Annotated in this window: 11 protein-coding genes; 8 read left to right on the forward strand and 3 right to left on the reverse strand. The window is 63.4% G+C overall.

Annotation, left to right across the window (positions count from 1 at the left end):
* Position 1: 1 nt before the first annotated feature.
* Together G4D79_RS12780 and G4D79_RS12785 are read right to left on the reverse strand one after the other, a co-directional pair.
* Positions 2 to 1,444, reverse strand: a complete 1,443-nt coding sequence (locus G4D79_RS12780) for a phospholipase D-like domain-containing protein (RefSeq protein ID WP_099698291.1) — start codon at positions 1,442 to 1,444, stop codon at positions 2 to 4.
* Positions 1,441 to 2,544: an NAD(P)-binding domain-containing protein gene (locus tag G4D79_RS12785; protein ID WP_099698290.1), complete on the reverse strand. Its 1,104-nt coding sequence runs from the start codon at positions 2,542 to 2,544 to the stop codon at positions 1,441 to 1,443. The genes G4D79_RS12780 and G4D79_RS12785 overlap by 4 nt, the downstream gene beginning before the upstream one ends.
* A gap of 112 nt (positions 2,545 to 2,656) precedes the next feature.
* On the opposite strand from G4D79_RS12785, the gene G4D79_RS12790 reads away from it, so the two are divergent.
* From G4D79_RS12790 to G4D79_RS12800, 3 genes are all read left to right on the forward strand, one after another.
* Entirely contained in the window at positions 2,657 to 3,388 is a 732-nt protein-coding gene (locus tag G4D79_RS12790) for an enoyl-CoA hydratase (protein WP_003940192.1), read from the forward strand.
* 62 nt (positions 3,389 to 3,450) lie between these two features.
* Positions 3,451 to 4,566, forward strand: coding sequence for an MBL fold metallo-hydrolase (locus tag G4D79_RS12795; protein ID WP_099698289.1), 1,116 nt, complete (start codon positions 3,451 to 3,453; stop codon positions 4,564 to 4,566).
* 76 nt (positions 4,567 to 4,642) lie between these two features.
* Complete coding sequence (locus tag G4D79_RS12800) at positions 4,643 to 7,147, forward strand: cation-translocating P-type ATPase (RefSeq protein ID WP_003940410.1); 2,505 nt, start codon at positions 4,643 to 4,645, stop codon at positions 7,145 to 7,147.
* Between the two features lie 6 nt (positions 7,148 to 7,153).
* Here G4D79_RS12800 and G4D79_RS12805 read toward each other — a convergent pair whose 3' ends face one another.
* A complete protein-coding gene (locus G4D79_RS12805) occupies positions 7,154 to 8,296 on the reverse strand; it encodes a diguanylate cyclase (RefSeq protein WP_099698288.1) in 1,143 nt (380 codons plus the stop codon).
* A gap of 180 nt (positions 8,297 to 8,476) precedes the next feature.
* Here G4D79_RS12805 and G4D79_RS12810 point away from each other — a divergent pair, with 180 nt between their 5' ends.
* From G4D79_RS12810 to G4D79_RS12830, 5 genes are all read left to right on the forward strand, one after another.
* Positions 8,477 to 8,668: an antitoxin gene (locus G4D79_RS12810; RefSeq protein ID WP_003940164.1), complete on the forward strand. Its 192-nt coding sequence runs from the start codon at positions 8,477 to 8,479 to the stop codon at positions 8,666 to 8,668.
* A gap of 121 nt (positions 8,669 to 8,789) precedes the next feature.
* On the forward strand, positions 8,790 to 10,436 hold the full coding sequence (locus tag G4D79_RS12815) for a Na+/H+ antiporter (RefSeq protein WP_003939739.1): 1,647 nt from the start codon (positions 8,790 to 8,792) through the stop codon (positions 10,434 to 10,436).
* Between the two features lie 15 nt (positions 10,437 to 10,451).
* The gene (locus G4D79_RS12820; RefSeq protein WP_099698287.1) at positions 10,452 to 11,669 is read left to right on the forward strand and encodes a lipase family protein; all 1,218 of its coding nucleotides are present in this window, start codon (positions 10,452 to 10,454) and stop codon (positions 11,667 to 11,669) included.
* A 4-nt stretch (positions 11,670 to 11,673) separates the two neighbouring features.
* On the forward strand, positions 11,674 to 12,060 hold the full coding sequence (locus G4D79_RS12825) for an MmcQ/YjbR family DNA-binding protein (protein WP_064687569.1): 387 nt from the start codon (positions 11,674 to 11,676) through the stop codon (positions 12,058 to 12,060).
* Complete coding sequence (locus G4D79_RS12830; RefSeq protein WP_030534943.1) at positions 12,057 to 13,274, forward strand: sensor histidine kinase; 1,218 nt, start codon at positions 12,057 to 12,059, stop codon at positions 13,272 to 13,274. Before G4D79_RS12825 ends, G4D79_RS12830 begins: the two co-directional genes overlap by 4 nt.
* The last annotated feature ends 38 nt before the right edge of the window (positions 13,275 to 13,312 follow it).

Here is a 13,312-nt window from a genome sequence, read left to right on the forward strand (position 1 = left end):
CTCAGCGTTTGCCGAGCAGGCGGCGCAATCCTTCGATTCGATCGCTCAGTCTGGGCGGCGTGCGCTCGGGATCCATCAGTGCATTTTCAGCGAGCACGTGGTCTTCGCCGTCGACTGTGTTCCGGTCGAATTCGCGCAGACTGCGAGCGTCGGAGGTCGCGAGAGCGCGAACCGTCGACAACAGTGACTGCTCGCCCAACGCGTCGTCGACTTCTTCCTCGGTGACGTCGAGGTGCTCGCTGAGTAGCCGGCGCCTCAATCCGATGATCGAGGCGCGCAACTCGACATCTGCGTCGTCGTCGGATTCGACGGCGATGTCGCACTCGGTGTCGAAGCCCATCGAACGGTTGTTGAGATTCGACGACCCGATTCGCAGGAGCCGATCGTCCATCACGAGAACCTTGGCGTGTACGTAAATAGGTGCGCCAGAAGAGGTCACGGGATAAAACGCACCGAAACGGTCGTGGGTATCGGCCGACCACAGCAAATGCAGCAGGTCGTGGCGTGCCCCGTCCATCGCCTTTTGTTCGAGCCATCCATCGGCATTGCGGGGAATGACCAGAACGATTTCCGGCCCGTCGGCCTCACGTAGACGCGCGGCAATCGCCTCGGCCAGCGTGCGTGATGCGAGGTACTGGCTTTCGATGTACAGCGTGTGTTCGGCGCCGGCGATGGCCGCGAGATACAGCGCCTCGATCTCACGAACCTCCGCGCGCTCGCCGAGTTCCGGCAATGTTCTGGCGACGGCTACGTCGACCACCCGCAAGGTGGGAGCCAAATTGACGGGCCACGGAGTCGCAGTGCTCTTGACCGGTGTCAGATCCTCGCCGGTTGCGGATTTCCAGCGTGCCCGCGCCAATTCGCCGATGGCCGCAGCCGCATTGCCGTCGACCGCCGTGGTTGCGTCATGCCAAGGGCCGTAACGCCTTCCGCTCGGCGTGATTCGATAATCGTTTCGGTCGACGTGATCCGAGGTGTCCCAGCGGTCCACAGTCATGTCGATGCCGCCGCAGAACGCCAGAGCGTCGTCGATGACGATGATTTTCTGATGGTGCGCCGCACCAACCGGGTGGGCGCCGTCGATCTCGAACCGTAGGCGCTCGTCGGTCAGCCAGTTGGACACGAAGACGGGAGTCATGCCGCGGCCGATTGCGGTGAACGCGCCGATGTTCCATTTGAGTACGAGGATTTCGAGGTCGGGTTTCTCGCGGACGAGCCAGCGGAGGAACATTCCCAACCGGTTGGGGCCGTCGAGAGTCTGCTCGCCTGGTTCGAGTTTGATGCGCGTGTCGAAGTCCCAGCCGATCAACATGATTCGCTTTTCAGCTTGCAGCATTGCGGACTTCGCATGATGAAAGTAGTCAGCGGCGTCGACGATGCAGGCAAGATTGTCCGCCGGTTCGATGCGCCAGCAGGTTTCGCCCGGAACAAGGATTCTGTTCATTCGCCGATTCCCAGGTACGCGGTCAGTTCGCGCGCTGCCGCTTGGCCGGCGCGGTTGGCTCCGATCGTCGACGACGACGGTCCGTATCCCACCAGGTGCACGCGAGGATCGGCTTCGACCTGCGTGGCGAGGCGCCCGGTCATCGGAATTCCGCCACCCGGTCCGCGCAGGTGCAACGGCGCCAGGTGATCGAGTGAGCTACGAAAACCGGTGCACCACAAGATGACATCGGCGTCGGCGACGGTACCGTCGGCCCACTTCACGCCGTTCGGAAGAATTTCGGAGAACATCGGCAGTCGATTCATCACACCACGCTCTCGCGCTGCCCGGATGGCAGACGTTACCGGGAGGCCGGTCACCGAGACAACGGATCCCGGTGGCAGGCCGCGTCGTACACGATCTTCGACCATGGCAACCGCAGCGCGGCCGATGTCCGGCGTGAACGGCTCGTCGCGGAACTCGGGTTCGCGCCGCGTCACCCAGGTAGTGGTCGTGACGCGTGAGATCTCGTCGAGCAGTTGGACAGCCGAGATCCCGCCGCCGACCACGACGACATGTTTGCCTTCGAACTCGGCAGCGGTTCGATAGTCCTTCGTGTGCAGTTGTCGGCCACGGAACGACTCGGCCCCGCGATAGTGGGGGATGAAGGGCCGCTCCCAGGTCCCCGTCGCGTTGATCAAGCCTCGCGCCGCGAATACTCCCCGGTCGGTCTCGATCCGCAGGCGCTCTTCCCTCGGACACACCACTCGCGTGTGTACCGGGCGGTGGACGGGAAGTTCGAATTGCTTTTCGTACAGTTCGAAGTAGTGGGGGACCGCCACCGATGCAGGCACCTGTTCGGCGTCTGTACCGGTGGTTTCCGCGAAGGACATTCCCGGGAGGTCATGGACGCCGTTGACGGTGCTCAGTGTCAGGCTCGGCCAACGGAACTGCCACGCCCCGCCCGGCCCCGACGCATGATCGAGCACCACGAACCCCGATTCGGGCTCGATTCCGAACTTGCGCAGGTAGTACGCGGCGGAGAGTCCGGCCTGTCCGGCGCCGATCACCACCACGTCAACCGGGTGTGGTTGCTGTGCGGCAAGGTCGTCTGTACTCATCGGTAATCTAACCTCCTGATGTACAGAACTTAGCTGCAGAGAAGTATGCGGACGGTATCGGCGCCTCGGAACATCCCTGTGTCGAGCCTTCCAGAAACGAAAGTGAGCGGACATGATCGGGTTCTCCCGTGACGGCAACGTCGTGACCATCGAGTTGCAGCGTCACGAGCGTCGTAATGCGCTCAGCGCGGAACTCTGCATCGCAATACGGGACGCGATGAACGCGGCGGTAGCCGAGCACGCGCACGTCGTCGTCATCACCGGTGAGGGATCGGCGTTCTGTGCAGGCGCGGACCTTTCCGGCGACGTCTACATGGAGGGCTTCACCGATCGCCTGTTCGAGATGCTTCGCTCTATCGACACGGCGCCCATCCCGGTCATCGCTGCCGTCAACGGTCCGGCCATCGGCGCGGGCACGCAACTGGCCATCGCGTCGGACCTTCGCGTCGTAGCGCCGAGCGCTCGCTTCGGAATCCCGGCCGCCACCCTCGGTGTCTCGGTGGACAAGTGGACGATGCGTCGGCTCGCGTCCCTGGTCGGCGGCGGTCCCGCGCGCACCATTTTGCTCGGCATCGAACAGATCGGCGCCGAAGAAGCCTTCACTCGCGGCCTCGCCAACAAAATCGGAACCCTCGACGACGCTCAGGAATGGGCACACCGCATCGCGAATCTCGCACCGCTGTCGTTGCGGCACATGAAGATGGTTCTCAACGACGACGGCACCATGGAGGAGCAGTCTCCCGAGCAGCTCGACGCGCTTCACGCCGCCTGGCTCAGCGAGGACGTCCAGGAAGCCCGCGCTGCCCGCATCGAGAACCGCCCTCCCGTATTCAAGGGTAAGTAAAGCTGGTTGCAGGGAAAACAGGCGCCGGGCACGCAGGGCAGATAGTGGCTACGCTCGTCTGAATGAAGAAGACGACGGTTCTCGGAGTTGCTGCTGTTGCCGCGGCGACGGGGTGGGTGGCGCGAGCCGCATGGGGCATCCCGACGCAGATCGGGGCCTCGCGAAGCACGGTGCAACCGTATGCGGCGATGTCCCCGCGATACCGGGACCGCCAGTTCCACAACTCGGAGCCCAGCAGCACACTGGTTCCGGGCACCGATGTCGGAATGTTCAAGTCGATGGCTACGAGAGGGTCGACGGGTCGGCCGCGTCAGCCGATTCCGTTGGCCACTCCGCTGGCACCGGCGGCAGCCGGCGACGCGGCGGTGACGTGGTACGGCCATTCGAGCGTTCTCGTCGAGGTCGACGGCTACCGCGTTCTCGCCGATCCGGTGTGGAGTGAACGCGTATCACCCTCGGCCACAGTAGGTCCCGCACGCATGCACCCCACTCCGGTGGCTTTGACCGAACTGCCTGCAGTGGATGCGATAGTCATCTCTCACGATCACTACGACCATCTCGACATGGCTACGGTCAAGACCCTGACTCGTACACAGACCGGCCCGTTCGTCGTGCCGATCGGTATCGGGGCTCACCTGCGGCACTGGAAGGTGCCCGAGAACCGGATCGTGGAACTGGACTGGGACGAGTCGACCAAGATCGGCGACCTGGTCCTCACGTGCACGGAGGCTCGTCACTTCTCCGGTCGTGGCCTTGTCCGGAACACGACCCAGTGGGCGTCGTGGGTATTCGCCGGGCCGAAGCACCGGGTCTTCTTCGGTGGTGACAGCGGATACACATCACGTTTCGAACAGCTGGGTGAAACCTATGGGCCTTTCGATCTGACGCTTCTCCCCGTCGGTGCGTACGACGTGCGCTGGCCGGACATCCACATGAATCCGGAAGAGGCAGTGCAGACGCACATCGACCTCAACAAGGGCGACGGGTCGCGCGGTGTCTTCGTCCCGATTCACTGGGCGACGTTCAACCTCGCGTTTCACTCGTGGTCGGAGCCGATCATTCGCCTCGACGAGTCGGCCGCAGAGGCGGGCACAACAGTGTCGGTCCCGATGCCGGGCGGCAGGATCGACGCGTTGTCACCGACACCGCCGTCGAAGTGGTGGATACCGCTGGGCTGAGCGGCGAAGTGTCGCGGACGTGGTTGCCTGTCGAGTCGCACCCTGATTAGTTGCTCCGGGTGCGTAATCTTTGACCATGGCTCACGAGCACACCAGTTCAGAAGAGACAGCAGTGGCGGTAGCGCCTGAGCGATTGCCGGACGACGTCGACGTCGCCCGCGGTCTGACCGCCGATCAGGTTGCAGCAAGGATCGCGTCGGGACAAACCAACGATGTACCGGATCGGGCGTCTCGCTCGGTCAAGGACATCATTCGCGGCAACGTCTTCACTCGCATCAACGCGATCCTGACCGTGTTGTTGGTGATCGTGCTCGCGACGGGTTCGATCATCGACGGCATGTTCGGACTGCTGATCATCGCGAACAGCGGTATCGGCATCATCCAGGAGATCCGCGCCAAGCGCACGCTCGACGCTCTGGCCATCGTGAGTCAGGCCAAGCCCATGGTCAGGCGTGACGGCGTCGCCGTGGCGATGGCGCCCAAAGATGTTGTGCTCGACGATATTATCGAACTCGGATCCGGTGACCAGATAGTCGTCGACGGTGAGGTGGTCAGTTCGGCTGCACTCGAGGTCGACGAATCGCTGCTCACCGGTGAGGCCGATCCGGTTCACAAGGCGAGCGGCCAGCAAGTGTTGTCGGGCAGTTTTGTTGCCGCGGGCAGTGGTGCATATCGCGCCACCAAGGTCGGCGGCGATGCATACGCGGCCAAGCTGGCCGAAGAGGCGAGCAAGTTCACCCTCGTGCATTCCGAACTGCGCAGCGGCATCGACAAGATCCTGAAGTTCATCACCTACCTGATGATTCCGGCGGGTGCGCTGATCATCTTCAATCAGCTCTTCACGATCGGCCTGCCGATCCGACCGGCACTCAACGGCATGGTGGCAGCTCTGGTTCCGATGGTTCCCGAAGGCCTTGTGCTCATGACGTCCATTGCATTTGCGGTCGGTGTGATCCGGTTGGGCAAGCGCCAGTGCCTCGTTCAGGAGTTGCCGGCGATCGAGGGTCTGGCTCGTGTCGACGTGGTGTGCGCGGACAAGACCGGAACGCTGACCGAGAACGGTATGCGGCTGTCCGAGGTCGACGTCGCACCGGGTGGATCGGGGGAGACTGCGGTCAAGTCCGCGTTGAGCGCGATGGCCGCGTCCGACCCTCGCCCCAACGCGAGTGTCCTGGCGATTCGCGAGTCTCTCTCCGACGACTCCGGGTGGGGCGAAGCGACAGCGGTGGCGCCGTTCTCCTCGGCGAAGAAGTGGAGCGGCCAGTCGTACGGCAGTCACGGCAACTGGGTACTCGGTGCCCCGGACGTGCTGCTCGATCCCGACTCGGAAATGGCCCGCAAGGCCGAGGAAGTGGGTTCGAGCGGACTTCGTGTCCTCATGCTCGGCAGCAGCGACCTCCCCGTCGACGACGCCGACGCCCCTGGCACCGTCACCCCCGAAGCTCTGGTCGTGCTCGAGCAGAAAGTGCGCCCGGACGCCCAGGAGACGTTGGAGTACTTCGCCAGCCAGAAGGTCGCGGTCAAGGTCATTTCCGGCGACAACGCGGTTTCCGTCGGCGCCGTTGCCGGATCCCTCGGACTCGAAGGCGGCGACCGCCCCATCGACGCGCGAGAGCTGCCCAGCGATCAGGAAAAGCTGGCGGACACTCTCGACGGAGCAACGACGTTCGGTCGAGTGCGACCGGATCAGAAGCGGGAAATGGTCGCGGCCTTGCAGTCTCGCGGACATACCGTCGCGATGACCGGTGACGGCGTCAACGACGTGCTCGCTCTCAAGGACGCCGACATCGGAGTCTCGATGGGGTCGGGCAGCCCGGCTACCCGAGCCGTGGCCCAGATCGTGCTGCTGGACAACAAGTTCGCGACGCTCCCGTACGTCGTCGCGGAAGGCCGCCGAGTGATCGGCAACATCGAGCGTGTGTCGAATCTGTTCCTGACCAAGACCGTCTACTCGGTGGTGCTTGCGTTCCTGATCGGCATCACCGGCGTCCTGTCCCAGGTCTTCGACTTCGAACCGCTGCCGTACCCGTTCCTGCCCCGCCACGTCACGATCGCAGCGTGGTTCACGATCGGTATCCCGGCCTTCATCTTGTCTCTGGCACCCAACAACGAGCGCGCGCGAACCGGTTTCGTCTCGCGCGTGATGCGTCTGGCGTTGCCGTCGGGCCTGATCATCGGCATCACCACGTTCATCTCCTACGTATTGGCTTACCAAGGCCCGGACCAGACGGAAACCCAGAAGATCCAGGCCGGAACCAGTGCGCTCATCACGTTGATCATGATCGCCGTGTGGGTTCTGGCCGTCGTGGCTCGGCCGTACGTCTGGTGGAAGCTCGTTCTGATCGGCGGGTCGGTGGCCGGATACCTCATCCTGTTCGCGCTGCCGTTCACCCGCGAGTTCTTCAAACTGGATCCGAGCAACGTCGCTGCGACGACGCTCGCGATCACCCTCGGCGCGATCGGCGTTGTACTCGTGGAACTCTCGTGGTGGATCAGCGCACGCCTGCACGGGGAGAAACGAAAGATGTTCGCGACACCCGACGACCTGCCCGGCGAGCATCACCATGCCCACAGTGAGTGAGTAGTTTCAGCGCCTGAACATCTGCACCCAGGCAATGCGATCGCCGCCGCGCTTCTTGGCTCGGTACATCGCATTGTCTGCGTGCTCGATCAGTTCGTTGACAGCTCGATCCGGTAAGTCCGTCTCGGGACTCAGATAGACGCTGACGCCGGTACTGGCGGACACAGGATAGGGATCGGAGTCGGACGAGACCGCCGAATGTATCTCGGTGGCGACCTGCTCGATATCTCCTCGATCGACTCCGCGCAGGACGACGAACTCGTCTCCACCGATTCGAGCCACCACCGCATCGGGTCCGGCGGCAGCGATGAGGCGGTCGGCGACAGCGGTCAACGCGTCGTCGCCCGCGACGTGGCCGTGTGTGTCGTTGAGGTTTTTGAACGAGTCGACGTCGATGAGTAGTGCGATCAGAGCCTGCGTTCGATCACTGCGCAGCAGATGCTGTGCCTCGTCCCGGAGTCCGCGGCGATTGAGTGTCGCGGTGAGGTAGTCCCGGTGGGCGTTGCGTGCGTCGTCGGTCAGGCGCAGCCAGACGATCTGCAGAATCCACGCGGTGGAGAAAACCACACCGGCAACCATCAGATAGAGATTCACGACCACCCAGTCGTCGTTGACCGGCTCGGACATCGCCATGGCAGCGAGCGTCGTGCAGACAGCAAGAGCCCAACCGATGTGGCTGATGGCAACGCGAGGGCTGTGAACTATCGCCGCATAGAAGCCGATCATGATGAACAGGATGCAGCCGATGGTTCCGACGAAAGCGGTGCGTACGGCGAAGAAGAGAGTGACGGCGAGCCACAGGTCGGCCCAGACGACAAAGGCCACGGATTGTCGCCAAGTTGGCCACGATTCATTACGCGCCCAGCGGTAGCCCGCATAGGCGCCACTGATAGTTCCGAGGGCGAAGATCGACCGCGCCAGGGCGGTGTCGGAACCGAAGCGGCTCAACTGCATGGTCGCCGCGATCAGGGCGAAGAGAAAACACCACACCGCGACTAATTTGCGTCCGGGAACGGTCAGCCCGCGAGTGTCGAGGAATCGGGGGAGCCAGGTGTAATCGGTGCGATCCGACCACCACCGGGACAGCAGTTCACGCGTGGGGTAGGGGTCGCTCCCCGTCCCGCGCAGTCCTGCATTCAAACCGGGCACCTGTCGATGTCGATGGGTGGTCAATCAGCTATTGGCGGGTTAACGCTACCTCGAGTTGCGCACGGCTCGAACGCACGGACCTGCTTTCTGGCGCAGAGGCCGTCGACCTGTGAGAATCGAAGGGCGCGGAGGAACGATTCCGCCGAAGGATGTGCGTCAGCACCGGGAGAGGACACGGACATGGGTTTCTTGGACAACGTCAAGGGATTGGTCGAAAAGGGCCAGGAGCTCGCAGCGGAGAACTCCGACAAGGTTCACGACGCTATCGACAAGGTCGCCGACATCGCCGACGACAAGACCGGCAACAAGTACGGCGATCAGATCGACAAGGCAGCTGAGGCCGCCAAGAAGGCTGTTCCCGAAAAGCAGTAATACCGGATTCGGCATACCGTTTTTCGGTAGCACCGTTGCTCAGGGGCCCGTCACCGAAAAGGTTGCGGGCTTCTGTGCGTCCGCTGGGTGAACTCCTAGGGTCGGCGGGCAGAATGAACGCGTGAACTTCACCTGGATTCTGCTGGTCGTCATTGCCGCCATCGCAGTCACCGGGCTGTCCAATCGACGAAACCTGCAGGCCCCGCTGGTTTTGGTGACGGTAGGTTCGGTCGCATCCTTCATACCCGGTATGCCGCGGCCGGAACTCGATCCCCACGTCATTCTCGGTGTGGTCCTGCCGCCGCTTCTCTACTCGGCCGCTCTGAAATTCTCGGTGGCGACCTTCAAACGCAACTTGGCCCCGATCTTGCGCCTCGGCGTCGGAATGGTGTTGGTGACGGCGTTCGTGGTTGCCTTCTTCGCCGAATGGATGGTGCCCGAGTTCACGATCGGCGCCGCCCTGGTGCTCGGGGCCGTGATCGCGCCGACCGACGCCGTCAGCGCGGTGGCGGTCGGTCAGAAGCTCGGGCTCCCGAAACGGGTGATCGCCATCCTGACGGGCGAGGGGCTCGTCAACGACGCCACCGCGCTCACGCTCTTCACCGTCGCCGTCGCAGCAGTGACCGGAACGCGAATTGCCACCGATTCGCCCCTGTTGTTCTTCGCGTACGAAGTGATCGGCGGCGTTGTCGTCGGCTTGGTGCTCGCGTTTGTCGTCAAGTTCGTTCGTGCCCGCATGTACGACTCTCCACTGGAAACCGGCTTGGGGTTGGTGCTTCCGTTCGCTGCCTACCTGGCCGCCGAAGAACTACACGCGTCCGGTGTTCTGGCCGTTGTGGTCGCTGGTCTGGTGATCGGGCACTATTCGACGGACGCGTCGATCATGACGCGATTGCAGGAGCGCTCGGTGTGGTCGAGCCTGGACACTCTTCTCGAGATGTTCGTCTTCGCGTACATGGGGCTCCAGCTGAGCTTCGTGATCGACGATGTTGTCGCCGACGGACTTCCGGTGCTTCACGTGTTCGCGTACGGTCTCGCAGTCCTGGCCGTTGTCATCGTGATTCGGCCGGTGTGGCTGTTCCTGAGCTACTCGCGTGTGCGATTCGGTGTAACCCTGCGCCGTGATCGCGAGAATCAACTGACGTGGAAACAGAATCTGGTGGTCTCGTGGGCGGGAATGCGCGGCGTCGTCACTCTTGCTGCGGCCGGCGGTATCCCGTTTGCACTCTCGTCCGGCGAGCCGTTCCCCGGACGCGGCGTCATCCAGGCGATCGCGTTCATCGTCGCGGTCGGGACATTGCTCATCCAGGGATCTACCTTGCCGTTCATGATCCGTCGCCTCGACGTCGCGGATCCTTACGAGCAGTTGCGCACGCAGGAACAGATGGAGTTGGCCCGCAACATTTCTCGCAAGGCGGGAGAGAAGGCGTTGGCAGACGCGGCCGCGCACCCTCCGCCGGGGATCGACGGGAAGGAACTGCAGGCGATCGTCGAACGCGTACGACGCTCGATGCAGGCGAGGCTTCAACTCCAGGAGGTCGACGAGGACGCCGATCGCGAGGCCGCCTTGTGGAATGCGGGAGCTCTGTTCGACAAGTTCCGGCATCAGTCACTGCGCTCGCAACGAGTTGCGCTGATCGCCGCACGTGACGACGGAGATCTCGACGACGAGGTATTGCGTACCGTATTGGAAGGACTCGACATCGAAGAGGCCGCAGCAGAGGAACGTGTCAGGCGTCGCCGAGCAGGTAGCGGTGCGGGCAAATAGAGGGGAACACTGCGTATGACTGTTCGGAGTTCGAGGGTTCGCGCAGTCTGGGGAGTCGTGGTGGCGAGCGCACTTCTCGTGAGCGTCGGCTGCGGATCGGATGCCTCGCCGGATGTCTCCGTCACCGACACCTCGACCACGACAACCCCGTCGGTCGAGAGCAGCGCGCGACGCGGCGTCGTGTTCGACAGTGAACCCTTCACCAGCACAGCCGAAGTGGCGGCGTCCGGAGCAAGCGCGGTGAAAATCCTGTACGGCTCCACCTCCGGTATCGACGGCCGAGAGACTCAGGTGTCGGGAACGGTGTTCACGCCGCCTGGAACTCCGCCGGAGGGCGGTTGGCCGATCGTCTCCATCGGCCATGGCACGACGGGTATTTCGGACGACTGCGCGCCGTCGGCCTCGCCGACCCTGTTCGGCACGATCGGCCTGGTCGCGCCGTTCCTCGACTCGGGATACGTGGTCGCTGTCTCCGACTTCGAGGGCCTCGGCACTCCGGACCCGCATCCTTACCTGCAACCGGACACCGCGGCGTTCAACGTCATCGACGCGGTTCGAGCGGCGCGCAACGTCGTTCCGGACACCTCGACTCGTTGGGCAACTCTGGGGCTGTCCCAAGGCGGGCAGGCATCCTGGGCGGCAGCCGAGGAAGCCGACACCTACGGCGACGGACTCGAATTCGTCGGTGCAGCAAACCTGTCCCCGGCAGCGGACATCTCGCCGATCATCTCGAGTGATTCCGAGGTGAATCTGTCACTGCCTCAGCAACTGCTGCTGCCCTATGTACTCGAAGGGCTGTCCCTCACCCATCCGGACCTCGAACGAACCGACTACGTGCGCGGCGCATTCGAGCAGAACTACGACCTGCTCACCTCGTGCCTGACCTCTCGGGCGACGGAGAAGTTGGGTCTGGTCGGAAAGGTGACGCCCGCCGACACGCGGCCGGCTACCGCCGAGGATGCGGACCGAATTCACGCGTGGCTCAGCGATGTTGCTCTTCCCCGTCAACGCGCGAGCGGTCCGATGTACGTAGTCGTCGGTACCAATGACAACCTGATCCGTCCGGAATGGACCGAGGCGGCAGTCGAACGCGCCTGCGCCGACGGTGACGTCATCGAATTCCAGGCGCGACCGGGCGAAGGTCATGCGGACGGCGCCGCTGTGCCGGGAGCTGTCGCGTGGGTGAAGGATCGATTTGCAGGTGTTCCGGCACCGAATACCTGCGGGTCGTGAATCGATGACGCCGTTGGAGCGAATCCGCGCTCTTGCACTGGCATTGCCGGAGGCGACCGAGCGGGTCAGCCACGGTGAAGCGTCGTGGTTCGTGCGCAAGGCGCCGCAGTTCGTCACCATGGCAGATCACCACCACGACGATCGCGTCGCGATCTGGGCCGCGGCCCCACCTGGGGCGCAGGCAGATTGGGTCAGTCGTGACCCGTCGAGGTTCTTCGTCCCTCCGTACGTGGGTGGCCGGGGATGGATCGGCGTGTACCTCGACGTTCCGAGTGCCAACGAGACCGAGGACGAGAAATTCTGGAACGACGTAGCCGACGTCGTCGAAGATGCGTACCGCACGGTGGCTCCGAAAACACTGATACGGAAACTGGACGAGGACTCGCCTTGAGTCCGGCCGTGGTCGCGCTTCTCAGCGTGCTGATTCTCGCAGTGGCCGGGGCGCTGACGGCTGTGTGGATGCGCACCAGACGTGAGGTGACCACCCCCACCGAACGTGCAGTCCATGCCGCTCTCCACACGGCTTCGCTTGCCGCGCGGCCACTTCGGCGTGGACTCGACGAGAATTCGGCCGCCGAGGCGGCGCCTCACCTACGCGAGCTGACCGGCGGCTCCGGTCTGGGCCTGGCAGACGCGTCGGGAAACCTGTTGGCGTGGGACGGCCGTCACGAAGCGTTGTCCGAACAATTCCATGACGCCGCCATTCGTGCGATCGAAGGCGAACGCCGGGTACTCGTCACGCACTCGGACCTGGTGCGCGGACCGAGCGATCACCATGTGCGAGCGCTGATCGCTCAGCCCCTGCTGATCGAGGACATCGGCGTGGTCGGCGTACTGGGAATCGTCACCAGCGAGGACCCGTGGCCGGGAATGCTCGGAGCGGTCACCGAGGTGGCACGATATGCCTGCAGTCAGATCGAACTCGCCGACCTCGACGCGTCCAGAGCCCTGTTGGATCGAGCCGAAGTGCGTGCCCTGCGCGCACAGATCAGTCCTCATTTCATCTACAACGCGCTCAACACGGTCGCATCGTTTGTTCGAACCGATCCGGCGCGGGCCAGAGAACTGATCCTCGAGTTCGCGGACTTCACGCGGTACTCGTTCCGATCTGCGGGTGAGTTCACCCTGCTTGCCGACGAGCTGCGCAACATCGATCGTTACCTGACCCTCGAACGCGCGCGATTCGGGGAGGCTCTGAACGTCCGCCTTCAGATAGCACCCGAAGTGCTCAACGTGGTTCTTCCTTTCCTTGCCCTCCAGCCGCTGGTCGAGAACGCGGTTCGTCACGGCATTTCGAGTAAGCCGGAGGGCGGGACCGTGAGCATCGTGGCTGCGGACGAGGGACCGGACTGCATCATCAGCGTCGAGGACGACGGTGTGGGGATGGACCCCGAACTACTGCGCTCCGGTTCGCTCGACGCCATCGAGTCGGGATCGGGGCGACCCAGCGCACGAGAAGCTGCTCACGTCGGTTTGGCCAACGTCGACGACAGACTTCGTGCCGCGTTCGGCAACGACTACGGACTCGTGGTGGAGACAGCGCCGGGTGCCGGTACGAAGGTCAGCATGCGTGTTCCCAAGTTCAAGCAGGGTATTCACGTCTGATTCTCGCCTTCGATGATCAGGCTGAAACCGTCGTGGGA

It is taken from the genome of Rhodococcus sp. WY5, from assembly GCF_018588185.1.
In the GTDB taxonomy this organism is placed as follows: domain Bacteria; phylum Actinomycetota; class Actinomycetes; order Mycobacteriales; family Mycobacteriaceae; genus Rhodococcus_F; species Rhodococcus_F qingshengii.